This is a genomic window from Haloferula sp. A504, from assembly GCF_044385805.1.
Taxonomy (GTDB): Bacteria; Verrucomicrobiota; Verrucomicrobiia; order Verrucomicrobiales; family Akkermansiaceae; genus Haloferula.
This window is the reverse complement of the sequence record NZ_JBISBU010000001.1, coordinates 133,158-156,108: the sequence shown is the minus strand read 5'-3', so window position 1 is coordinate 156,108 and position 22,951 is coordinate 133,158. Positions and strand designations below refer to the sequence as shown.

Below are 22,951 nucleotides of genomic sequence, written 5' to 3'. Positions count from 1 at the left end.
TCCGGGCCGTGATTGACTTGAGGCATGGCTGAGCGCCACTCCCCGCCCGACTCCCGTCGCCGCCAATTGATCGGCGGCGCGCTGCTCATCGGTGGTGTCGGTCTGCTCGCCGTCTTTCTGTGGCTCGGGCGCGCGATGCCCGGGATTTTCGGCGAGTGGTTCGGCATCGTCGCCGGCATCGTCAGCACCCCTTTTCTGATGGAGGCGAGCTTCGTGGTGCTCGGCTTCATGATCGTGCTCGGGCTGAATTCCTGGCGTCAACGCCGCGAAGGAGACGAGTTTGTCTATCTGGAGCAGGTCACCGGCCCCGAGGCCGAGAGCCTGCCCCGATCCGCCCGCTGGGCGGTCTACCCGGACAAGCCCCTGGACCCGGAGGATCCCGACATCTGCGTCGCGATCGAGGGCGCCCTGGCGATCGGCGATCTCGACCACGCGGGCCGCCTGCTCGCCGAGTTGGGCCCCGAGCAGCTGGCGGAACCGGACGTCCTGCAGCTCAGGCTGCGCCTCGCCGAAGCCAGCGGCGAGACGGCAAAAGCCAACGAGCTTCGCGACCGGCTGGCCGGTCACTGACGCCGCGACGCTTCCTCGAGGAAGATTTCCGCGAGACGGAAACTGCGACGACTCAGCTCGCGGGCGTCCTTGTCGTCGATCAGTGCGAGTCCTTCTTCCGCGACCTCGGCCTTGTAGATTTTCCATGCCTTGGAAGCCACCGCCTTCGCGTCGAGCGACACCTGTCTTCCGGGGGATTCGCCGCCCTCTCCCTCGTCGCCACCCGACTTCCGGCGCCGCCGACGGCGGCGCTTCCCGGACGAAGGCTCCTCTCCGCCCGGGGGCTCGCGGATCACCGGCGGCGACTCCTCTTCCCGTCTCGGTGACGGCTCCTTCGCCTCCGGCTTGGCAGAGGTGTTGTCGGGCGGCCCGGCAGGCTCCTGCGGCTCACTCTCGGGCGGGCCGGCATCCGCCGGAGCCGGCTGCTTGCGCTCCGCCTCCGGCTTCACCTTCTTCGTCTCTTTCGCGGTTTTCTTGCCGCTCGGACGCTTGCGGGCGCCTTTTTTCGCGGGTTCCGCTTCCTTGAAATCCTTTTCAGTGCTCTCGTCACTCATCGGCGAAAGCAAGAGGCTTCCACCGCCCGGCGTCGAGCGGATTCCCCGCGCTGGCGCGGGTTTTCATCGGGGCAAATCCTAGAAGCCGATGTCATCCCGATTCTCGGGCGCCGTCGGATCATACACTCCCCCGGAAGAGGCCGTCGTCAGCCCGTCGGGCCCGGCCGACCAGAGATCGAAGTCGGGGTTTTTCGCAAACACCGCCGACCTTCCGGGTCGATTGCTCCGGTAGTGGAACTCCCTTCCCCAGGGGTCGTAGATCTTGTGCGGCCCCGGTCCCGTCGCCCCCGCAAGCCAGCCCTGCGGATCCCTCGCCGGATCAAGATCGGGCAGAAACACCCTCCCTCCACCCGGCGCCGGGTGAAGGGCGGCATGGATCTTCTCCGTGCCCGCCCGGCCATCCGTCACGGCATGCACGGGCACTCCTCCAGTGGCCGCCTTGTAGACCACCAGGGCGTTCTTCAGCAGCGATACCTGCAGCGCTGCCTGTTCACGAGCCTGCTTGGCCTTGACGTAATTGAATCCGCCAAAAGTGAGAGCCAGGAGCAGAAACAGAATCGCGAGGCAGATCAGAAGCACCTTAACGTCCGCCCATCGAGAACGGGGCGGACCCACTTCCTCCGGGACCTCAGGCACCTTGCTCATGCTCCGAAAACGGGTGGCATGACGTGCAGGCCGACGGGCCCGACCGGCTTACCAGCCGATGTCGTCCTGGTTCTTGGGATCGGTCGGATCGTAACCCCCATTGGCGCTGGCCTGCGTCTCGCCGTCCGGACCGACGGACCACAGGTCAAAGTCCGGGTTCGACGCAAAGATTCGGGGGTTTCCGCTGCGATTCGTCCGGTATCGATACTCGTTGCCCCAGGGATCATAGATCTTGTGCGGACCCGCTCCCGTCGCGCCTGCCAGCCAGCCCTGGGGGTCGTTCTCCGGATTCAGCTCCGGCAGGTAAACCTTGGCATTGGAATTTTGAGGATACAGCTCCTCGTAGATCTTCTCGGTGCCTCCGCTTCCGTCGGTGACCCCGTGTTCGGGAAACACCCCATTGTCCGCCTTGTAATCCTCGAGCGCCAGCGAAAGCAGCTTCACCTGGAGCTTGGCCTGCTCCCGGGCCTGCTTGGCCTTGACGTAGTTGAAGCCGCCGAAACTGAGGCCGGCAAGGATCACGATGATGCTGATGACGACCAGCATCTCCATCAGGGTGAAGCCGGAGCGGAGCGTGCGAACGGGTCTTTTCATGGTGCCTGGCTTGGGTTTCCGGGGCGGATTACTCTCCCACCTCCTGAATCACTTTAATCAGCGGCAGGAACAATGCAAACACGACCGCGCCCACGACCAGCGCGAGAATGACGATCATGATCGGCTCGAGAATGGACGTCAGCGCCGTGACGGCATTGTCGACCTCGTCGTCATAAACGTCCGCGACCTTGAGCAGCATCTCCGGCAGCTGGCCGGTCTCCTCACCCACGTCGACCATCGAGATCACCATTCCGGGGAAGACTCCGGAGGCCTGCAGCGGGGTGACGATGGACTCACCCTCCTTGACCGCCCCGTGCACCTTCTCGATCGCATTCGAGATCACCACGTTCCCGGCGGTATCGCGGGTGATGTTGAGCGCCTGCAGAATGGGAACACCCGAGGTGACCAGCGTGCCGAGGGTTCGTGAGAAACGGGCCACGGCGCTCTTCCGCTGGATGTCGCCGAGGATCGGGGCCTTGAGCTTGGCCCGGTCAATCACCTGCCGCCCTCCCTTGGTCCGGCCCCACGCCTGGATCCCGATGCCGATGAGCACCACCACCAGGATGAACCACACGATGTTCGGAATGATCCAGACACTCGTGCTGAGGAAGAAGGCCGAGGTCCCGAAAACGATCTGCGAGATCATCGGCAGATCGGTGTTGTCCATCTCGGCGAACATCGCCTCGAACTTCGGCACGATGACGAGCATCAGGAAGATCAGGATGGCGACCGCGATGAACATGACGATGATCGGATAGACCATCGCCGAAACGATCTTGTTCTTCAGCTTCTGGGCCTTTTCCTGGTACTCGGCCAGGCGCAGCAGCACGACTTCGAGCACACCGCCGAGCTCACCCGCCTTGACCATGTTGACGTAGAGCTTGTTGAAGATCTTCGGGTGCTGGGCGAGGCCCTCGGAGAAGGTCGATCCCGACTGCACGGAATCGGCGAGTGCGTTGAGTGTGCCGCGCAGCACCGGATTCGGCTCCTGCTTGGCCAGCACCGTGAGGCCCCGCAACAGCGGCAGGCCCGAGTCGATCAGCGTCGCCAGCTGGCGGGTGAAGATCATCAACTGCTTCGGCTTGATCCTTCCTCCCGTGCGGGCCGCGCCCTTCGGACCGGCGGCCTTGCCCTTCTTGCGGGCCGCCTTCTTCTTGGATGCCGTCTTCAGCGTTCCCTTGCCATCCTCGACGATCTGGAGAGGATAGTAGCCTTGGGCCTTGATTTGCTCGAGAGCCTCGGACTCGGAATTGGCTTCCACGGAACCCGAGAGCTGCTCGCCCTTTGCATCGGCGGCGGTGAACTGGAAATTCGGCATGAGTTTTCGTTGCTGATTCGTTGAGAGGTATTGGACAATCCCGAGGGGCGGATGACGATCCGAAAATGAAGAAGGTTGGTTAGGTGTACTTAAGCACTTCCTCGATCGTGGTCTTGCCGAGGTAGATGTTGCGGAGGCCGTCCTCACGGAGGGTGTTCATCCCCTGTTCCATGGCCTTCTGCTTGATGACCACGGTCGGTGCCCTCTCGGTGATCAGGTCGCGGATCGGATCCGAGATGTCGAGCAACTCGTAGAGGCCGGCACGACCCCGGTAGCCGGTCTGGCCGCAGACGTCGCAGCCCTTGCCGGTGTAGAAGTCCTTGTCGCCCAGTTCCGTCGGCGAAACGCCGAGCTGGTTGAGGATCGCCTCGCTCGGCTCGTAGGTCGTCTTGCACTCGGCACAGATCGTCCGCACCAGTCGCTGGGCGAGAATGCCCTCGAGCGAGGCCGCCACGAGGAAGGGCTCGGCCCCCATGTCGATCAGACGGGTGACGGCGCCGGGCGCATCGTTGGTGTGGAGCGTGGAAAGGACCAGGTGCCCGGTGAGGGACGCCTGAATGGCGATCTGCGCGGTATCGAGGTCGCGCATCTCCCCGACCATGATCCGGTCCGGGTCCTGTCGCAGGAAGGCCCGCAACACCCGCGGGAAGGTCAGGCCGATGCCATCGTTGATCGGAATCTGGATGATGCCGTCGATGTCGTACTCGACCGGGTCCTCGGCGGTCAGCAGCTTGCTGTCGATCGTATTGATCCGGCGCAGTGCGGCGTAGAGGGTGGTCGTCTTGCCCGCACCGGTCGGACCGGTGACGATGAAGATGCCGTTGGGTTTCTCGATGGTCTCGCCGATGTATTCGAAGATGGGATCGGGCAGCCCGAGGGCTTCGAGGGAAAGATTCACCGACGAACGGTCGAGCACCCTCAGCACCACCGACTCGCCATGGTAGGTCGGCAGGGAGGAAACCCGCATGTCCACCTGGCGGTCACCGACCTGCTTGACGATCCGGCCGTCCTGCGGAATCCGGCGCTCGGCGATGTTCATGTTCGCCATCACCTTCACCCGCGAAATGATCGGCAACGCGAGGTGCACCGGCGGCGGCGCCATTTCATAGAGTGCACCATCGACCCGGTAGCGGATCTTGAAGTCCTTTTCGAAAGGCTCGAAGTGGATGTCCGACGCGCGCTCCTTGATCGCCTGATAGAGCACCAGGTCGACGTAGCGGATGATCGGGGCCGAGTTCGCCTCGTTCTCGAGGTCGGCCGGGTTGAGGTCGCCGTCCGGACCGCCGAACTCGAGCTGCTCGAGGATCGCCTCCATCCCCTCGCCCTCGCCGCCGTAGCACTCGCTGATCTTTTCCTCGACCTGATGATCGGGCGCGATCGCGAGGACCAACTCGCGACCGAGGGCGAAGCGCAGGTCCTCGAGCGTCTGTGGATTCATCGGGTCCACCAGCACCACGTGCAGGCCCTCGTCGGTGAGGTTCACCGGCAAGGCTCCATGGAGCCGGGCCGTGCCACTCGGGATCAGCGCCAGCAACTCATCGGGCGGGGTCCAGTCGCGGAGATCGAATTGCTCCGCCCCCATCTCGGAAGCGACGATGGGCCAGACATCCTCCTTGCTGTGGATGACCTGGAAGTCGGTCAGCACCTCGCTGGCCTCCTTGCCGCTGTTCTCGACCTCGTTGAGCACTTCCTGCGCCAGCGAGCGGTCGATGAGGCCGCGGCTGATGAAAAGTTCGAGCAGTTGATTGCTGTCCATGGAAATCGTGGGCGTTTCGGAGGTCAATCGAGGTCGGACATGGTGACGTGAAGCACCTCTTCGGCCGAGGTCAGACCCGCCTGCACCTTGCGGATCCCGTCCTCCCGCATCGATCGCATCCCGAGCTCCCGGGCGCGCCGGCGGAGCTGCGAAGTGGTCAAATTCTCGTTCACCATGTGCCGCACCTCGTCATCGATGCGGAAAAGCTCGAAGATCCCCATCCGGCCCTTGAAGCCGGTTTCACGGCACTTCTCGCAGCCGACCGGACCCATGATGTTGTCGTCGGCGAGGGTCGCCTCGTCGATGTTGAGCGAACGGATCTGTTTTTCGGTGAGCGTCGCCGGCTCCTTGCAGATCGGGCACAGCTTGCGGACCAGCCGCTGGGCCAGGATGGCGCGCACCGCCGAGGCGATGAGGAAGCGCTTGATCCCGATATCCGCAAGGCGCGCCACCGCGGACGGGGCGTCGTTGGTGTGGAGCGTGGAAAGCACGAGGTGGCCGGTGAGCGCGGCGTTGATCGCGATGTTGGCGGTCTCCGCGTCACGAATCTCACCGATCATGATGATGTTGGGCGCCTGGCGGAGCATCGAGCGCAGGGCCGCGGCGAAGGTCATCCCGACGTCGGACTTCACCATCACCTGGTTGATCCCCGGCAGCTCGTATTCCACCGGGTCCTCGACCGTGATGATCTTGCGGTCGGGCCGGTTGATGACGTTGAGGCAGGCGTAAAGGGTGGTCGTCTTTCCCGAACCGGTCGGCCCGGTGACCAGGATGATGCCGTCGGGCAGGCCGATGAGTTCCTCGAAGGTGGTCTGGTCGTCCGAAAAGAAACCGAGTTCCGGCAGGCCGAGCACCAGCGCGGACTTGTCCAGAATCCGCATCACGATCGATTCGCCGTGGTTGGAGGGCACCGATGAAACCCGCAGGTCGACCTCCTTGTCGCCGGCCTTGAGCTGGATGCGGCCGTCCTGCGGCAACCGCTTCTCGGCGATCGACATGGAGCCGCTCATCACCTTGAGGCGGGCGATGATCGCGGGCAGCAGCTTCTTCGGATGGTTGTCCACCTCCATCAGACGCCCGTCGATGCGGTAGCGGATCCTCACCGAAGTCTCGAGGGGCTCGATGTGGATGTCCGAAACACCCTGCTTCATCGCCTCGGCGAGCATGTGCTGGACGAGCTTGATGATCGGGGCGTCGCTTTCTTCGGTCTCGGCGCCCTCGGCACCTCCCGTGACACCGATGCCCCCTTCCAGCGAATCGTCGGCGCCGAAGAACTGCTGCAGGAACTCGCTGATCGCGGAATGGGTCGCGCAGACGAAGATCAGCTCCCTGCCCAGGACCGTGGGCAGGCTGTCCATCGCCTCGAAGTTGAAGGGATCGGCCACCGCGACGGTGAGATAGACGCCGTCGTCGGAAACCGGGACCACGCGATAGCGCCGCGCGATGTCGTCCGGAATCGCGTCGGCGACCTCGGGACCGACGGAAGTCTCCTTGAGGTCGATGGGGTCGATTCCCGCATTGGACGCCAGCACCTGGGAGATGGTGGTTTCGGTCAGCGCGGTCTGATCGAGGAGTGCGGCCACCACCGAGTCGCCGGCCCCACGGGCCTGCTCGACCTGTTCCGCAGTCACGGCGCCCGCCTCAACCAGAAGGTCGGCGAGGTAATCTTCGTTGGAAAACACGATTCTCTAGTTGGTCCGGCTCGATTCGATCTCCCGGGATTTTCTTCCCGCTCAATCAACCTTGGGGGAGCTTGGCCGACCCGCTTGCCCCTTGTCAAACAAGTCGGCGGGTCAATGAGTCAGCGCCCTGCCTCCACGCCCCCGGCTTCCGCGCCCGGGCGCTCCGCCTTTTCGATCATCCGGGCGCCGCAGCGGCGGCAAAACCGGGCATCCGGAAGGTGTCCGTGCACCCCGCACGACGGGCACGCCTCGGTGGTGTGGTTCTCCTCCTGGCGGTAAATTTCGGCGGAGACGATCCCCGTGGGGACCGCGATGATCGCGTAGCCGGTCAATGCCAGCAATGAAGTCAGGAGCTGACCCATCGGCGTCGTCGGCGTGATGTCGCCGAATCCCAGCGTGGTGATGGTGACCACCGCCCAGTAAACCCCCACCGGGATGCTCGTGTAGCCGCCCGCCTCGCCCTCGATGAGATACATCAGTGAACCGGCGATCAGGGCGATCGTCGCCAGGGTGAGGAAAAAGACGGTCACCTTCGCCCCGCTCGCCTGCAGCGCCCGCTTCAACTGAACGGCACCCCGGACATGGCGGACCATTTTCAGCACCCGGAAGACCCGGAGCAGCCGCAGGACACGGATCACCATCAGTGCCTGCCCGCCAGGAATCAGCAGGCCGATGAAACTCGGCAGGATGGAAAGCAGGTCGACCACCCCGAAGAAGCTGCGGGCATACCGCAGCGCCGCCTGCGACGTCCACAGCCGGAGGCCGTACTCGATCGTGAAGATTCCGGTGAAGATCCACTCGGCGACGTAGAGCTCCATGCGCAGGGTCTTCCCGATCCCGGGAATGCTCTCCACCATCACCGCCACGACGCTGAGCACGATGATCACCAGCAAGGCCACGTCGAAGCGTCGCCCCCAGGGGGTCTCCGCCTCGAAGATGATCCTCCGCCAACGTTCCCTGACGCCCAACTCCTCCGTCATGCGCCCACGCTGACAAGCCCCTCCCTCCCCGGCAAGCCCCCGCGTCCCAAGGCGATGGTTGCCGATACCCCGAAGGGGGTTCACTCTATCCCCGATGAGCGACTCCGGATCCGACAGCTCCAAGAAGCCACGCCGTCGCTTCTGGAGGAAGAAGCGCTGGTGGTTGCTCGCCGTGCTCACCGCCGGCCTGGTCTGGCTCGACGGCCCCGGATGGAGGTGGATCGCCCGGACCGCGGCCGACCACTACCTCCCCGATCTCGGATACGAGGTGGAGTTCGAACTCGAAGGCCGACTGAGTTCGGGAAGCATCCGGCTGACCAATGTCCGCCTCGGCAGCGACGCCGTTGTGCAGGTGGCGGGACTCGACCGCTTGCAGTTGCGGTATGCCCTTTCCCGCGTCGTCCGAGGCGAGGTCAAGTCCCTCGAGCTCGACGGGCTCCACGTCGAGGTCGATCTCGCCGCCGTCCCACCGAAGCCGGATGAACCGGAAGAGGCCAAAGAGAAAGAGCCGCTCGACCCGGTCCGGTTGCTGACGGACCTGCGCCAGCGACTGGTGCCGATGAATCTGCAGCTCCGCGACGTGAGCACGACGATCCGGAGCGGCGACGAGCTGGTTTTCTCGATCGAACCGACGTCGATCCTGCACGAACCCGGTAGCGGGGTGTTTGAACTCGACCTGGGTGCCATGAGCCTCCCCGGTGAGCGCAGCGTAGCCGCGCAGCGCACCCGGCTCGACTGGGAGAGCGAGCGGCTCGTCCTCGACCGGCTCGAGCCGCTGGAGGAGGTCGCCATCGCGTCGCTCGAGGCCGAATTGGGCGATCCGTTCCGGTTCGGGACCTTTATCGAAGTCGCGGATGCCCGCTTCAAGATCGACACGGATCTGGTCGAAGCCCGGCTCCAGCTCGTGGAAGGCAGTCTCTCCGCCGCCGATGTCGCCCGGGTCGGCAAGTTGGACCTGCCGCTCGAAGCCAGTCTCCGCTCGCTGGACCTTCGGGCGGACAAGATCGACGGCGGACTCGATACCCTGATTGCCGATCTCTCCCTGGGGCTGGAGGGCGTCGACTTCGACGGATGGTCTTCCGAATCGCTCACCCTGAGCGCGGGCCTCGCGGCGGATTCCGATGCCACCGCCACCCTTGATGGCAAGGTCCTCGGTTCGCTTGTGAAGCTCGAGTTGAATGCCGCCCTCGACCGTTCCGCATCCCTGCTTCCCACCCGTGCGGACGCGACACTGACCAGCCCGGATTTCCAGCCGGCGCACACCTACCTTCGCGATCGTTTCGCCGCGGACGAGAACGCGCCGCCCCCGCCGGCGTCGTCACTCGAACTCACCGCCGAGTCCACCTTCACGGATGGAGTGCCGGCCATCGCCCGCGCCACCCTCGACCTCCCGGGTGGAGAGGGCACCCCTCCCCTCCAACTCAAGGCCCGCTGGAAGGAAGCGCTGATCATTGTCGATGAATTGACCACCCGGGGACTCCGGCTTTCAGGCGACTTCTCCCCGCAGGCGCTCACCTACCACGGAGACACCACGCTCGAGGCATTCTCCCCGGCTTCTCTCAGGCCCTGGCTCGCTCCTTGGGGCATCGCGATCCCGGATGGCATTGCCGCCACCCTGACCTGGAAGGGCGGAGGCGGCATCAAGGAGGCGAGCCACGAGGGTGATTTCAAGATCGCAGAAGTCACCTGGGAGCGGGAGGAAGAAACCAGCCCGTTGGTGGCGATGGCGGAAGGAAGCTACGACTGGCCCCGATCGGTCGCGCTCGACTCGCTGACGGTGCGTCAGGACACGCAGACGATCCGATCCCGCCTCAAACTGGCGGACCGCGTGCTCGCCCTTGAGGAACTCGAGTGGAACGACGGCGGCGACACCCTCGCCAGCGGAACCGCCAGCATCCCCGTGCCGGAAGACCTTGTAGACTGGAAGGCCCTGCTGCGCGAAACGCGGCCGATCACCGTCGACTTCCAGACTCCCGAACTCCCGCTCTCCAAGCTCCATCCCTTCCTGCCGAAGGACGTCCGTTTTCCGGAAGCCAGCCGCGCCAAGGTCGAGATCGACCTGACGGGCACCCCCGCCGCCCCGGAACTCGTCGCCAAGGTGCAGGCCAAGTCCCTGGGACTCGTTTCCCAGCCCAAGGTTCCTCCGGCATCCCTCGAACTCGATGCTGTCGGAAAGGGCCATGACCTGAAGGTGGATGGGGCTGTCATCACCGCCGACTACCCGCCCGCCAAGATCAGCCTGGTGACCAACTGGGATCCCGCGCTGTGGGCCGAGGATCCGGAAACGGTGAAAGCCGCGAAACTCGACGGCGACCTGGCCATCGCCGACCTCAATCTGTCCTCGCTTGCGGTGCTTCTCCCGAAAGCGAGGCAGCTCGATGGCAGCCTCGACGCCGAGTTGCAGGTGGGCGGCACCGTCGGAACGCCCGAACCCCGGGCAACCGTGACCCTCGAGGGCGGCACCCTGCGAATGCAGGACCCCGAAGTCCCACGGATCGGGAAGGGCACGGTGAAGGTTTCCGCGACCCCCGAGGAGGTCACCATCGACACGATTTCCGCCGAAGTTTCCGCCGGCACCGTCTCCCTGAGCGGCACGGTGGGACTGGAGCAATGGAAGCCGGGCGTTCTCGATCTCACGCTCAAAGCCGACTCGGCCCCCGCGATCCGCAACGAGTCGATGATTGTCCGCCTCGATGCCGATCTGGCGCTCAAGGGACCCTGGGAAACCGCCGGTCTCTCCGGCACGGTCGAGGTGGTTGACAGCCTGTTCTTCAAGGACATCGAGCTGCTGCCCATCGGCAAGCCGATGACCAACGTGGCCGAGCCGAAGCTGCCGGCCATCGACGCCCCACCTCCGGAAAAACTGAGCGCCCGGGTGCCGGAGCCCTTCGTCAACTGGCCGCTCGATGTCACCCTCAAGACCAGATCCCCCTTCCTGATCCGGGGAAATCTGGCCAACGGGGAAGTCTACCTCGACGCCCGCGTCCGTGGCACGGTCGGCAAACCCCGCCCGACCGGCGAGGCGAAGCTGCGGGAAATCGTCGCTCAGCTGCCCTTCAGCAAGCTGGAGATCAAGGAGGGCAAGGTGATCCTCCGGCCCGACAAGCCGTTCAATCCCGTCCTCGACATCCGTGGCACTTCGCGCATCCGGCCCTACGACATCACCGTCTACATTTCCGGGCCGATCTCGGATCCCAGAATCCAGCCGACCTCGAGCCCACCCCTGCCGGAAACCGAGATCATGACCCTGATCGCGACGGGAACCACGACCGAGGGCCTGGAAGACCCGGGCGCCGCCACCGCGCGCGCCACCCAGTTGCTCATCGAGGAGGCGCGGCGCGGCCGCATCGGGGCGGTGAAGGTGCTGCGACCCGTCTTCCGCGTGCTCGACAAGGTCGAATTCCAGGTTGGCGAGGCGGACCCCTACTCCAGCAAGAAGTTCAACTCGGTCAGCTTCGACATCGATGACAACTGGGTGCTCACCGCGGGAATCAGTGAGCAGGGAAACACCCGCACCAAGGTCACCTACCTTTTCCGATTCCGGTGATGCGCCTTCCCCTCCTCATCGCCTTCGTTCTCGCCCTGCTGCCGGCCGTCGCCGGGGCACAGACCGAGATCCGCATCATCGGCTCCAGCTCGATCTCCGAGCAGGAACTGCTGACCGCGATCGGCGGCCGGCTGGATCACATCCGAATGCGTCCGGCGAGTCGCGCCCGCGCGGCCGACGCGGCCTTCATGGTCGAGAGCATCTTCGAGGATGCCGGATTCAACCAGGTCACCGTTTACTGGAAGATCGTGAACCCCCGCGCCATCCAGCTGCGGGTCGACGAGGGCAAGCGCGACCTGCTCGGCGAGGTCGTGGTCGAGGGAGTTTCAAATCCGAAGCTCGAAAAGGGACTGGTCGAGCTCTTCAAGCTCGGGCCTTCCAAGGCTGCGCGTGGAATCCAGGGGCTGCCATTCGAGGACAGCGCGGTGGAGGACGGCATGCGGCTGATGGAGGACCAGATGAAGTCGGCCGGTTGGCACGATGCGGTCGTCACCCTCGAGAAACGCCGCGACAACCCCGAAACCGGCAAGGTGGATTTCGTCCTGAAACTCGACCGGGGCAAGGTCTCGAAAATCGCGATGCCGGTCTTCGAGGGCGAGACCCTGCCCGGCATCCGGGATCAGATGACCCCCTTCGTCGGCCGCATCGCCAACACCGAGAACCTCAACGCGATGCGGTCGCGGGTGGTCGGGGCCTACGAGGAGGCCGGCTTCCTGCGCGCCAGGATCCGGATGACCATCCAGCGCGAAGGCCTCGGCATGACGCCCGTTTTCACCATCGAGCGCGGCCAGCGGTTCAAGCTGCGCAACATCGACATCACCGGTCTGGAGAAGACCGATCCCGAGCGGATCCGGACGCGCCTGAATGGACTGAAGGGCACCTACCTCGACGGCGAAGAGTCCTCCAGGCGCATCCGGCAGATGGTGGCCACCGGCGCGTTTTCGAACATCCAGACCGACATCACTCCGGTCCGGGGCGAGGAGGTGGACGTCACGCTCAGGGTCACCGAGGCCGACGCGCGCGGCCTTTCGGGAACGCTCGGCTTCGACTCCTTCGAAGGCGGGATCATTGGGGGCGGCTACTACGACCGGAACTTCCTCGGGCAGGTCCGCAATCTGACCGCCGGCTTCGAGCTGACCCAGCGATCACTCCTCGGCGAGGTCGCACTCACCGACCCGTGGATCGCTGGCTCCGACATCTCCGGGAAACTCCGGCTCTTCTCGGTGACGAGGGACTACGAGGGCTACGATGTCTGGCGTAGCGGACTCGAAGCCAGCGCCGTCTGGCCGGTCACCGAGCACTACAGCATCGATGCGCTGCTGAGCCTGAGTTACGTTGTCACCAATCCCGACGGGCTGCCGCTTGCCGCGCTCGGCACGCAGGACTACCAGAACCCGTTCATCCGGGTGACCCAACGACTCGACTACCGCGACAACCCGGTCCTGCCCACCTCGGGCTGGCATCTTGAGATGCCATTGGAAATCGGCGCGGCGATCGGAGGTGGCAGCACCCCCTACTTCAAGGGTGGCATCGGGGGCTCCTACCATTACTCCCTGAACAAACAGTCGCAGCTTTCTTTCGGCGCCCGCGGGGGGGTTCTGATTCCCGGCGACAGCACGCGGCTGCCGATCGACCTCCGTTACTTCAATGGCGGACCGCGCAGCGTCCGGAGCTTCCGGGAGAGGGAACTCGGCCCGTGGTCGCGCACCGGCAACCCCGTCGGCGGTCAGGCCTACTGGGTCGCCAACGTCGAATACATCCGCTCGATCGCGGGCCCGCTGAAGGCGGTCGCCTTTGTCGACGCCGGCGGGCTGTCGAGAGACTGGGAGGATCTCGGCATGAACGATCCCGAGGTCGCCGCCGGTCTCGGTCTGCGGCTGGATCTTCCGATCGGCCCGGTCCGGCTCGAGTATGGCCACAACCTGACCCAGGATGGCCGCGACCCGAGCGGAACTTGGCATTTCGCCATCGGCACCGCATTCTGACCCCGCCCCATGAACCGCATCATCCCCACTTGTGAAACCGCCGTCTCCACCCTTCCCGAATGGCATCGCGCCGCCTTCAAGGACTGCGAGGACCGCGTGACTTCCGCCGAGGGCTGGTCGCCGGGCGCGCTCAACCTCGCCCAGGGAGTCGCCAGCAAGGTCCACGAACAACTCATCCACAATGCGGTGAGCCGCCTGCTCATCGACCTGGCCTGCGCGCCGGACGATCCCGCACGCTGGAGCGACCGCTCGATGTCACTCACCGACGATCAGCGCCGCAAGCTCGACGAACGCGACCAGAAGAACTTCCTCGACGCGATCGAGAACCGCATCACCGGGGCGATCCGCCAGCAGAACCAACCGGTCCACGTCTCCTTCGACACCCGCCGCGACCTCGGCGGGGCCTCGATCGTCATCGAGTGCGATCCCCGGCTTTCCGAGGAAGCCGACTTCGCCCGGAAGGTCGAGGCCGCCCTCAAGTCGAGGCTTCCCGAAATCTCGATCCGGGTCGACGCCTCGCCGACCCGGGGCCTGGCCGCTTGGCTCCGCGAACGCCACCCCGGAGTGTTCTCACTCAAGCTCGTCGCGATTCAATCGAGCTTCCTCGAAGGCAAGCCCCTGCCGTGGACCTCGGTCAAGAAGGCGGTGATCGATTCGCTCGCCGACCTCCGCTGAAATCTCAGCGGCCGAGCATGGCCCGGGTGTCCTCGACATTGAGCGCCCGCTGGGCGCGCCAGTCCTTCACCTCGGGTTCCTGATAGACCCTCCTGCGAAAATCCGTCTCCGCATCCGAGGGTCTCGCCAGCGAGGCCCGGCCGCTCTCGCGGGCGGCGGATCGATCCACCGAACCGGGATTGAGAACCTTCGAGTTCTCGCGACTCACCCGGGTCCCCTCACTCGCCCCCTTCGAACCTTCGCGCGCGCTCTGCAGGAAGCGGTCACCGTCGGTGGCACCGTCGTAAACCTTGCCGGTGTAATCCTTGCGCCCCCAGAAGGATCGCTTCTCGTAACGGTCGAGATTGCCCTGATAGGCGTTGGCGGCGTAGCCCTTGTCGAAGTGCCGGCTCACCATCGAATTCTCCGCCGCCCCCTTGCGCTGGCCGGACTTGTCGAAGTTCGGGTTGGTCGCCCCGAAGCGGTCGATGATCTTCTGCGAGTCATCGTTGAAAAGCTCGCCGCTCTTCATCTCGAAGCCCTCCTGAGGGGCCGGATCGGCACCCGCCTCCGCATCGCCCCCCGTCCCGCAGGACGCGAGCAGGCCGGCAGCCCCGAGGACCACGGCAAACGGACGGATGAATCTCATGGGGCGCGGATCCTGCCAGAGTCCACGCCTCGTCACAATCCCCAATCCGGGTGTCACTGAAAGTGGTGGCCATGGCCGGGACTTGTCGGCCAGACACCCTTCCCGGCGCCAGGATATCGGATTCGCCAGCGAAGCCATATGAGGACGTCAATCCGCTCTTACGGCGTGGTTTTCTCCCGGGCCGACTTCGGCAGGCAGGGATCCCCCTCTAGACTGCGGCGATTCATCGCCGCTTTGGCGAAGCATTGCAATGCGAGCCGGGCCATCGGCGATGAATCGCCTCCATCAAAGCGGCGATGAATCGCCGCAGTCTAGATTTCCCGGCGGCTCGTCATCCGAGCCTGAAAAGTCCGGCCGCGGACCGCGGCATCGCGGTCACCCCAACCGCTCTGCCCACCACTTTCAGTACCCCCCGCAATCCCGGGCGGTGCGAGCCGCAATCACCAAGGCATCGGGAACGCCCGCATGAACTCATGCACGCGGTCGCGGATGGCGTGGAGGGCCGTCTCGTCGCCGATGTTCGACAGGGCTTCGGCGATGAAGTCGGCGACCTGCTCGATGTCCTTCTCCTTCATCCCGCGGGTCGTCACGGCCGGGGTGCCGATGCGGATGCCGCTGGGCTTCATCGGGGTGCCGGTGTCGAAGGGAATCGAGTTCTTGTTCACCGTGATCGCCGCCTCGTCGAGGGCGGTGGACGCCTCGGCTCCGTTCAGTTTCTTGCCGCGGAGGTCGACCATCAGCACGTGGTTGTCAGTGCCCCCGGAAACGACCCGGTAGCCGTGCCCGGTGAGGCGCGAGGCCATGGTTTGGGCATTGCGGACCACCTGCTCCTGATAGGACTTGAAATCAGGCTTCAGGGCCTCGCCGAAGCAGATCGCCTTGGCGGCGATCACGTGCATCAGCGGTCCCCCCTGGATGCCGGGAAAGACCTGCGAGTCGATCTTCTTCGCGAACTCCTCCTTGCACAGGATGATCCCGCCCCGCGGACCGCGCAGCGACTTGTGGGTGGTCGAGGTCACGAAGTCGGCATGCGGCACCGGGCTCGGATGAACCCCGGCGGCGACGAGGCCGGCGATATGCGCCATGTCGACGAAAAGATAGGCCCCCACCTCACGGGCGATCCCGGCCATGCGTTCGAAATCGATCACCCGCGAGTAGGCGCTGGCGCCGCAGGTGATCAGGGCGGGCTTCGTCTCGCGGGCGAGCTCGGCAAGATGATCGTAGTCGATCCGCTCATCCTCCTCGCTCACGCCGTAGTGGGTGACCTCGTAGAACTTGCCGGAGAAATTCGCCTTGTGGCCGTGCGTCAGGTGACCGCCGTGGGCGAGGTCCATGGTCAGGATCTTGTCACCCGGCTTGAGCACGGAGAAATACACCGCCGTGTTCGCCTGCGAGCCGGAGTGGGGCTGGACGTTCGCGTGCTCGGCCCCGAAAAGCTCCTTCGCCCGCTCGATCGCCAGCGTCTCGACGACATCCACATTCTCACAGCCGCCATACCAGCGGCGTCCGGGGTAGCCTTCCGCGTACTTGTTCGTCAGCACCGAGCCCTGGGCCTCCATGACCGCTGGCGAGGCGAAGTTTTCCGAGGCGATCAGCTCGATGTTGAAACGCTGACGGTGCTCTTCCTCGACGATGGCGGCATACACATCGGGGTCGGTGACTTGGATGCGCGAACCCGAGGCCTTGCCCAGTCGCCGCTCGTGGCGACCGCCCTGGAACTCGGTCGCAAGGAAGGCATCAACCATCGCTAGGCCGGTCTCGGTGTCGACATTCCTGCCTCCGAGGCAAAGGACGTTCGCGTCGTTGTGGTCACGCGTGAGCACCGCCTCTTCCACCGTGCGGATGTTCGCCGCCCGCACGTGGCGGTGGCGGTTCGCCGCGAGGCACACCCCCACGCCCGAGGTGCAGCAGAGGATGCCGAAGTCGTGGGTGCTGTCGCCGACGTTGATCGCCACCAGATTCGCATAGTCGGAATAGTCCACCGACTCCGTTCCATGGGTCCCGAAGTCCGTCACCTCATGGCCGGCGGCCTTCAGGTGCGCCGCAATGGCATCCTTCAATTCCACTCCGCCGTGATCGGCGCCGATCGCAATTCGCAGGGTCTTCTCGCTCATGAATGGGGTCGGGCTTGGCCGCCGCAGGGAAATGACCCGCGGCCTGCCGAAATGCAACCCCGGACTCAGCCGGAAGTCTGATCGATGAAGGCGATCAGCGTCGGGATGGCCTGATCGAGCGTCTCGGCGACCTCCCGGTAGGCGGCGGGTCCGCTGCCGATCGGGTCCGGCACGTCGCAGCCGACGCCGCGGCCCGGCAGGTCGACGAACTCGCAGGTCAGGTAGAACTTGTCCTCGTGCTCGGGGAACATCCGGTGGAGCACCGCGAGGTGCTGGCCGGTCATGGCGAAGACGTGGGACGCTTTCTTGATCAGCTCCTCGCTCACGGCCTGGCTGGCGAAGCCATCGATGCCGGCACCGCGGGCGCGAAGGATGGCATCGGTGTCGGGGCTGATCCGCCCGCCGGGACCCGCCGAGACCCCGGCGGAGGCCACCTCGAAATCGTCCCGCCCGGCCACTGCCGCCCGGAACAATCCCTCCGCCATCGGACTGCGGCATGTGTTGCCCGTGCAGACGAAAAGGACTGACTTCTTTTCTGCCATGGCGGCCACCCTGAGTACGGAGGGCATGGCGGTCAAGTGGCGCGAAGCTCCCGCTTTGCGAGACGATCCACACCGCCTCCGGCGTGGGGCGTACCGCCCTGCGGCCCGGTGCCGTTCCCGACCGATCACCGTGCCCGACCACACCGAAGCAGGAGCTTCGTCGACCGCTCGCAAAGCGGAGCTTTGCGCCACTACCGCACTGCCTTCCAGTCGCGGATCACGTCGAGGAATCCGCGCAGGTAGCGCTGGGCCTTCACCTCGCCGACCCCCGGCACCGCCAGCCCTTCTTCCAGATTGCCCGGCTGATAGCGGGCCAGCGCCTCCAGCGTGCGATTGCCGAAAATCACGTAAGGCGGCACACCCTGTGCCTTCGACAGTCTCATCCGCAGGTCCCGCAGCGCGCTGTAGAGGCCAGGATCAAAGCCCCTGTCCTCCAGCTCGACGGCGCTCTCGCCGCCCCGTCCCTGCGGTGGCCACGCCAGGCGGAAATTCCCACTGCCCTTCATCACCCGCTCGCCCCGCTCGCTCAAGGTCAGCAGCGGATACTCGCCGGCTTCGACCCGGACCAGTCCGGCATCCGTCATCGCCCGGAACAGCGCGTTCAGATACCCGCTCCCCTGCTCCTTGAGAATGCCGTAGGTCGACAAGCGGTCGAGGCCCGCCGCCACCACCTCCTGCGAGCGGCTGCCGGTGAGCATGAGCACGATCTTGCCGCGCCCGTAGCGCCCCTCCCAGCCCGCCGGCCCCTTGCGCGACATCCGCGCCACGCCGCTGAGCGCCTTGCGGACGATCACGTGCTCCTCATCGGTCGGCTCGCGCTCATCCCCGCCGTCGTCGCGGCAAATGTCGCAGGTCCCGCAGGTCTCCGCATCCTCCTCGCCGAAGTACTCGAGGATCCACTGCTGGCGGCAGGCCCGGGCGTAGCACATCTCGACCATCGCCTTGAGCTTGTCGCGATCCCGCCGCTCCTTTTCCTCGAGGGCCCGCTCGTCGAGTTCGAGGGCCTCGGGAAAGACATCCGGGCGCTTGAGCCTCGTCCCCCGCATCCGCTTGCCGGGAATATCGAAGCGCTCGATGTAGCCCGCGCGGGCCAAAGCGGCCAGCGCACTGCTCACCGCCATCCCGTTCTTCAGGCCGGCCCCGTCGGTGATGTCCTCGATGCTCCGATGCACCTCGTGATCGCCGTCCGACGCGTCGAGCAGGTAGCGGTAGATGTCGCGGATCGCCTGCGCGCCCGGATTCGCGCCCTCGATGAAGAATTCCTGGGTACGGGTGTCGGCGTAGTTGAAGAGCAGCTCGCACACCGCCGCCTCGCCATCACGACCCGCCCGGCCCGCCTCCTGGTAGTAGGCCTCGATGCTGCCCGGCACCTCGTAGTGGATCACGAAGCGCACGTCGGCCCGGTCGATGCCCATCCCGAAGGCGTTGGTCGCCACCGCCACGTCGGCCTGCCGCTTCAGAAACACCTCCTGCGCCTGCTCGCGCTCCTTGTCGTTCATCCCGCCATGGTAGGCGATGACCTTCATCCCCCATGAGGCCAGGGTCTCACTCACCTCATCGACCTTTTTCCGCGTCGCGCAGTAGACGATGCCGGTCTTGTTCGCCGTCACCACCTCGCGCAGCCGCGCGAGCTTCTGGGCCTTCTTGTCCACCGCGGTGATGCCCAGTGAAAGGTTCGGCCGCGAGAAGCCGCTGACCACCTCGAAGGGCTCGCGCAGCCCGAGCACCTTCAGGATGTCCTCGCGCACCATCGGCGTCGCCGTCGCGGTGAGCGCCACGCACTGCGGCTGGCCGATCCTTTTCAGCGCCCGGCCGAGCTTCATGTAGTCGGGGCGGAAATCGTGCCCCCACTGGCTCAGGCAGTGCGCCTCGTCGACGGCGAAAAGCGAGACCTCCACCCCGTCGAGCGCCCGCACGAAGGACTCGGCGCGGAAGCGTTCGGGAGCCACATAGACGAGCTTGAACCCGCCCGTGCGCATCCCGTCGAGCCGCCGCCGCTGCTCGTCCCACGGCACGGTCGAATTGATCAGGGTCGCGGGGATGCCCTTGGCCACCAGCGCGTCCACCTGATCCTTCATCAGCGCGATCAGCGGCGACACCACCAGCGTCACGCCCTCGAAACACAGCGCCGGAAGCTGGTAGCAGAGCGACTTGCCGCCCCCGGTTGGCATCACCACCAGCCCATCCTTGCCCGCCACGATCTCGGAAATCACGCGGTCCTGGCCATCCAGAAACCCCTCATGCCCGAAGTGCCGCTTGAGCGCCTCAAGTGGTTGCTGGATCAGTGTTTTCTGGGAAATCCCGGACATTCGAAAGCTGTTCAAGTGAATACTTTCACCGCCGTGCGGTCAACCCGACATTGCCCGATCCGGGATCAATGGCCATTCCGAATCCTTCCCATTTTGCACCGCCTTCCAACAATTCCCTCCACGTTGCCAGCCCCGGAAACTTCTGCTAAGTCTCTCCCATGACCGCCTTGGAAAAGCCGGAAGCCATCTCGATCGCCGAATACCTCGCCGGCGAGGAACTCGCCGAGGTGAAGCACGAGTACGTCGGCGGCTCTGTCCACGCCATGGCGGGCGCGACCAACCGCCACAACGCGATCGCCGTCAATGCGATGGTCTCGCTCGGGGCGCAGCTTCGCGGCAAGTCCTGCCGGCCGTTCAACAGCGACACCAAGGTGCGCATCGATTTTCCCGATCACACCCGCTTCTACTATCCGGACGCGATGGTTGTCTGCCGCTCGAATCCCGCGGGCGACCATTTCCAGGAAAGTCCGGTGGTCGTCGTCGAGGTCCTCAGCGACTCGACGCGCCGCACCGATCTGGAGGAAAAGCGCGAGGCCTACCTGACGATGCCCTCGCTCAAGGCGCTGATCTTCGTCGAGCCCGACTCGCCCCGCGTGGTCATCCATCGCCGCCGGGCGGAGGGAGGTTTCGGTTCGGAGGTCCACTCCGGCCTCGACGCCGTCGTCCCGCTGCCGGAAATCGAGGCCGAACTCCCGTTGGCCGAGCTTTACGACCAGATCGGCGACTGATCACCCCACCAGATCCCCGATCGAGCCGAAGTCCGGGGTGAACAGCCGCTGGTACATCCGCGCGGCGTAGCCATCGGTCATCCCTGCCAGGAAGTCGCACACCAGCCGCGCCCGTTCCCACTCGCTGCCGGCGGCGGCGATCTCCCCGGCGGCGTCCTCCGGCAGAAGCTGGAACTTCTGGCCGTCGATCGGCTGGTCCTTCACGTAGCGCGTCTCGAGCAACTCCCACAACTGGCGCAGCATGTGGCTGCCCTTGTGCTCGAGTTGCTTGAGCTGTGGGGAAAGGAACACCACCTCGAAGGCGAGCTTCTTGAAGACCTCCGATTCCGCCTTCACGCCGGGGTCGATCACCAGGCGGAAGCGGTAGCGGTTGGTCGTGCCGCTCATGAAATTGACATCCTCTTCCAGCGAGGTCGCCCGGATGTAGCGGCCGATCCGCTTGCCGACGAAGGGATCCACCCGGCCGCGCCGGATCGCGGTCATCAGCTCACCGAGCGGCGTCCCTTCCCCTCTGGGCTCGCCCACCCGTTCGGCCCAGCGCTCGATCCGCTCGAGATTGAGAAAGCCCGCGCGGACGCTGTCGGAAAGGTCGTTCAGCGAGTAGGCGGTGTCGTCGGCCCAGTCCATGACCTGGCACTCGATGGACTTGAAGCCGTCGCGCACCGCACCCGGCGGCAGCTCCGCAGGGAAGTCATTGCCGCCGAGCACGCGGTCGACCTCGTCTTGCTGGAAATCGTAGAGGAAATGGTTCTCCGGCACCTCTTTTTCCAGATACTTCCGCTCGCTCCACAGCGACTTGTATTTCAGGACCGCATCGACGAAGGCGCGGCTCGGATCCATCCCGGTGCGCTTGGCCGAAAAGATCCGCTCGCACAAAAGCCGCAGCGTCTGGGCGTTGCCCTCGAACCCGCCCCAGCCCGCCATCAGGTGGTTGAGCGTCCGCTCACCCGCGTGGCCGAAGGGCGGATGCCCGAGATCGTGCGACAGGCACGCCGCCTCTACCAGATCGGGGTCGATGAAGAAATCCTCCTCCAGCGGCGCTCCCCGGGATTTCAACCAGTGGCAGATCGAGCGCCCGATCTGCGCCACCTCCAGGGAGTGGGTCAGCCGCGTGCGGTAGAAGTCATACTCGCCGCTCCAGAATACCTGCGTCTTGTTCTGCAAGCGCCGGAAGGCCGGCGTGTGCAGCACCCGGTCGCGATCGATCTGGAAGGCCGTTCGAAAGTCGCCTCCGTCGTCGCGCCCCGAGCGCCGCTCGAGATCGAAGGCTCCATAGAATCGATTCCGCATGGGCCGTCCTTAGCCCGCCGGCGTCCCGGCGGGCAAAGGAAAACCGTCCGGAGGGAAATCACTGCTGTCCCACCGCGGCCTTGGCAGCCTGGATATCCTGAAGGGTGGTCTCTTCCATGCCGCTCAGGCCCTTGGCCACGGTACCCATGGCCGCCAGCTTGCCCTTGCGGACCGCGAAGCCATCGGCCTCGTCGCCCATCATCTGGCGCAGCTCGGCGGTCATGTTGAGGTCATCGTCCTCCGACACGCTGTCGGGATCGACGCCGAGCATCTCGGTCGCGGCATTGATGTGATCGCCGCGAACCGCCACCTCCCCGAGGGCTTCGTCAAAGCTCTCCTTGGTATTGGCCATGGTCTTCACGTCGTTCACGCCCTCACCCAGGTGATGGATCGTCTTTTCGAACTTGGCACGCAGGTTCGGGTTGACGGCGACCGCGGTCACGGGAGTCACGAAAAGCGCCAGCAGCGCCACGTTCGCGATCAACTTCACGCGTCCCTTCTTCTTCGTCAGGCGCGCGTCGCGCTCCTCGAGCATCGCCGCGAGTTCCTGATCCTGCTCGGTGTGGTGCTGCTCGACCCTGGCTTCCTCCTTGGGTGCCGCCCCGACGGGTTTCGGCTGTTCAGCAGCAGCTGCTTGCCCGGACGGGGCATCCACCGCCTGCTCGGCGGCTTCGACGGCGGCCTGCATGGCCGAGACCTTCAAGCGGGAGGTCTCGCTGGCAGGACGCCTGGAGGTCGTCTCCAAGGTCTTCTCGGTCGCCGTGATGTCCGGCTTCTTGATGGCTTCATCGCACAGTGCTTTGATGCGATCCGACTGGGTCAGGAATGGTTGTTGGGAAGGCATGACGTTTTAGGTATCCTGAATATGTGGGATTCTGAACTCCGTAATCGCGTAAGCGCATAAAATGCGGAGAACTTGTCCCGCGCCCATGGGATCCTGCTTGAAATTCGACGCTTTGCTCTCGCTCCATCGGCTGCCCCGGAGCCGTGCCGGTCTTGCATTCCGACCGAGCCCTGCCGCTTTTTCATTCGTCGTTTGGTCCGCAATCCGCTGA

The 22,951-nt window shown here is 65.1% G+C and carries 18 protein-coding genes; 5 read left to right on the top strand and 13 right to left on the bottom strand.

Annotated elements, in window-relative coordinates:
* The first annotated feature begins 24 nt into the window (after positions 1–24).
* Entirely contained in the window at positions 25–570 is a 546-nt protein-coding gene (locus tag ACG2LG_RS00650) for a hypothetical protein (RefSeq protein ID WP_396255433.1), read from the top strand.
* Here the strand turns inward: ACG2LG_RS00650 and ACG2LG_RS00645 are convergent.
* From ACG2LG_RS00645 to ACG2LG_RS00615, 7 genes are all read right to left on the bottom strand, one after another.
* Positions 564–1,103, bottom strand: coding sequence for a hypothetical protein (locus tag ACG2LG_RS00645; RefSeq protein ID WP_396255431.1), 540 nt, complete (start codon positions 1,101–1,103; stop codon positions 564–566). The genes ACG2LG_RS00650 and ACG2LG_RS00645 overlap by 7 nt on opposite strands.
* A 78-nt stretch (positions 1,104–1,181) precedes the next feature.
* Positions 1,182–1,748, bottom strand: coding sequence for a hypothetical protein (locus tag ACG2LG_RS00640; protein WP_396255429.1), 567 nt, complete (start codon positions 1,746–1,748; stop codon positions 1,182–1,184).
* Between the two features lie 48 nt (positions 1,749–1,796).
* Complete coding sequence (locus ACG2LG_RS00635) at positions 1,797–2,342, bottom strand: type II secretion system protein GspG (RefSeq protein ID WP_396255428.1); 546 nt, start codon at positions 2,340–2,342, stop codon at positions 1,797–1,799.
* A 28-nt stretch (positions 2,343–2,370) separates the two neighbouring features.
* Positions 2,371–3,660, bottom strand: coding sequence for a type II secretion system F family protein (locus tag ACG2LG_RS00630; RefSeq protein WP_396255426.1), 1,290 nt, complete (start codon positions 3,658–3,660; stop codon positions 2,371–2,373).
* A gap of 79 nt (positions 3,661–3,739) precedes the next feature.
* Entirely contained in the window at positions 3,740–5,416 is a 1,677-nt protein-coding gene (locus ACG2LG_RS00625) for a GspE/PulE family protein (protein WP_396255424.1), read from the bottom strand.
* A gap of 23 nt (positions 5,417–5,439) precedes the next feature.
* On the bottom strand, positions 5,440–7,098 hold the full coding sequence (locus ACG2LG_RS00620) for a GspE/PulE family protein (protein WP_396255422.1): 1,659 nt from the start codon (positions 7,096–7,098) through the stop codon (positions 5,440–5,442).
* A gap of 119 nt (positions 7,099–7,217) precedes the next feature.
* Entirely contained in the window at positions 7,218–8,078 is an 861-nt protein-coding gene (locus ACG2LG_RS00615) for an ion transporter (protein ID WP_396255421.1), read from the bottom strand.
* A gap of 94 nt (positions 8,079–8,172) precedes the next feature.
* Between ACG2LG_RS00615 and ACG2LG_RS00610 the strand changes: the two genes are divergently transcribed.
* From ACG2LG_RS00610 to ACG2LG_RS00600, 3 genes are read left to right on the top strand one after another with little or no spacing between them, the layout of a single operon-like run.
* Positions 8,173–11,625: a translocation/assembly module TamB domain-containing protein gene (locus tag ACG2LG_RS00610; protein ID WP_396255419.1), complete on the top strand. Its 3,453-nt coding sequence runs from the start codon at positions 8,173–8,175 to the stop codon at positions 11,623–11,625.
* The gene (locus tag ACG2LG_RS00605; RefSeq protein WP_396255417.1) at positions 11,625–13,610 is read left to right on the top strand and encodes an outer membrane protein assembly factor; all 1,986 of its coding nucleotides are present in this window, start codon (positions 11,625–11,627) and stop codon (positions 13,608–13,610) included. The genes ACG2LG_RS00610 and ACG2LG_RS00605 overlap by 1 nt, the downstream gene beginning before the upstream one ends.
* Positions 13,611–13,619: 9 nt before the next feature.
* Positions 13,620–14,285 (top strand): hypothetical protein, encoded by a 666-nt coding sequence (locus ACG2LG_RS00600; RefSeq protein ID WP_396255415.1) that lies wholly within the window; start codon positions 13,620–13,622, stop codon positions 14,283–14,285.
* A 4-nt stretch (positions 14,286–14,289) separates the two neighbouring features.
* Here the strand turns inward: ACG2LG_RS00600 and ACG2LG_RS00595 are convergent, their stop codons facing one another.
* From ACG2LG_RS00595 to ACG2LG_RS00580, 4 genes are all read right to left on the bottom strand, one after another.
* Positions 14,290–14,913: a hypothetical protein gene (locus tag ACG2LG_RS00595; protein ID WP_396255413.1), complete on the bottom strand. Its 624-nt coding sequence runs from the start codon at positions 14,911–14,913 to the stop codon at positions 14,290–14,292.
* Between the two features lie 440 nt (positions 14,914–15,353).
* Positions 15,354–17,027 (bottom strand): ribose 5-phosphate isomerase B, encoded by a 1,674-nt coding sequence (gene rpiB, locus ACG2LG_RS00590; RefSeq protein WP_396255411.1) that lies wholly within the window; start codon positions 17,025–17,027, stop codon positions 15,354–15,356.
* Between the two features lie 65 nt (positions 17,028–17,092).
* Positions 17,093–17,596, bottom strand: a complete 504-nt coding sequence (locus tag ACG2LG_RS00585; protein WP_396255409.1) for a low molecular weight protein arginine phosphatase — start codon at positions 17,594–17,596, stop codon at positions 17,093–17,095.
* A 164-nt stretch (positions 17,597–17,760) separates the two neighbouring features.
* Complete coding sequence (locus ACG2LG_RS00580) at positions 17,761–19,878, bottom strand: RecQ family ATP-dependent DNA helicase (RefSeq protein ID WP_396255407.1); 2,118 nt, start codon at positions 19,876–19,878, stop codon at positions 17,761–17,763.
* 158 nt (positions 19,879–20,036) lie between these two features.
* Between ACG2LG_RS00580 and ACG2LG_RS00575 the strand changes: the two genes are divergently transcribed.
* Positions 20,037–20,606, top strand: coding sequence for a Uma2 family endonuclease (locus ACG2LG_RS00575; RefSeq protein WP_396255405.1), 570 nt, complete (start codon positions 20,037–20,039; stop codon positions 20,604–20,606).
* Here ACG2LG_RS00575 and dgt read toward each other — a convergent pair whose 3' ends face one another.
* Positions 20,607–21,896 (bottom strand): dGTP triphosphohydrolase, encoded by a 1,290-nt coding sequence (gene dgt / locus ACG2LG_RS00570; protein WP_396255403.1) that lies wholly within the window; start codon positions 21,894–21,896, stop codon positions 20,607–20,609. It abuts the gene before it with no gap.
* Positions 21,897–21,954: 58 nt separating this feature from the next.
* A complete protein-coding gene (locus ACG2LG_RS00565; RefSeq protein ID WP_396255401.1) occupies positions 21,955–22,740 on the bottom strand; it encodes a hypothetical protein in 786 nt (261 codons plus the stop codon).
* Between the last annotated feature and the right edge of the window lie 211 nt (positions 22,741–22,951).

Coding starts and splice junctions, on each gene's coding strand:
- ACG2LG_RS00650 (WP_396255433.1), top strand. CDS start 25: ATGGCTGAGCGCCACTCCCCGCCCGACTCCCGTCGCCGCCAATTGATC.
- ACG2LG_RS00645 (WP_396255431.1), bottom strand. CDS start 1,103: ATGAGTGACGAGAGCACTGAAAAGGATTTCAAGGAAGCGGAACCCGCG.
- ACG2LG_RS00640 (WP_396255429.1), bottom strand. CDS start 1,748: ATGAGCAAGGTGCCTGAGGTCCCGGAGGAAGTGGGTCCGCCCCGTTCT.
- ACG2LG_RS00635 (WP_396255428.1), bottom strand. CDS start 2,342: ATGAAAAGACCCGTTCGCACGCTCCGCTCCGGCTTCACCCTGATGGAG.
- ACG2LG_RS00630 (WP_396255426.1), bottom strand. CDS start 3,660: ATGCCGAATTTCCAGTTCACCGCCGCCGATGCAAAGGGCGAGCAGCTC.
- ACG2LG_RS00625 (WP_396255424.1), bottom strand. CDS start 5,416: ATGGACAGCAATCAACTGCTCGAACTTTTCATCAGCCGCGGCCTCATC.
- ACG2LG_RS00615 (WP_396255421.1), bottom strand. CDS start 8,078: ATGACGGAGGAGTTGGGCGTCAGGGAACGTTGGCGGAGGATCATCTTC.
- ACG2LG_RS00610 (WP_396255419.1), top strand. CDS start 8,173: ATGAGCGACTCCGGATCCGACAGCTCCAAGAAGCCACGCCGTCGCTTC.
- ACG2LG_RS00605 (WP_396255417.1), top strand. CDS start 11,625: ATGCGCCTTCCCCTCCTCATCGCCTTCGTTCTCGCCCTGCTGCCGGCC.
- ACG2LG_RS00600 (WP_396255415.1), top strand. CDS start 13,620: ATGAACCGCATCATCCCCACTTGTGAAACCGCCGTCTCCACCCTTCCC.
- ACG2LG_RS00595 (WP_396255413.1), bottom strand. CDS start 14,913: ATGAGATTCATCCGTCCGTTTGCCGTGGTCCTCGGGGCTGCCGGCCTG.
- rpiB (WP_396255411.1), bottom strand. CDS start 17,027: ATGAGCGAGAAGACCCTGCGAATTGCGATCGGCGCCGATCACGGCGGA.
- ACG2LG_RS00585 (WP_396255409.1), bottom strand. CDS start 17,596: ATGCCCTCCGTACTCAGGGTGGCCGCCATGGCAGAAAAGAAGTCAGTC.
- ACG2LG_RS00580 (WP_396255407.1), bottom strand. CDS start 19,878: ATGTCCGGGATTTCCCAGAAAACACTGATCCAGCAACCACTTGAGGCG.
- ACG2LG_RS00575 (WP_396255405.1), top strand. CDS start 20,037: ATGACCGCCTTGGAAAAGCCGGAAGCCATCTCGATCGCCGAATACCTC.
- dgt (WP_396255403.1), bottom strand. CDS start 21,896: ATGCGGAATCGATTCTATGGAGCCTTCGATCTCGAGCGGCGCTCGGGG.
- ACG2LG_RS00565 (WP_396255401.1), bottom strand. CDS start 22,740: ATGCCTTCCCAACAACCATTCCTGACCCAGTCGGATCGCATCAAAGCA.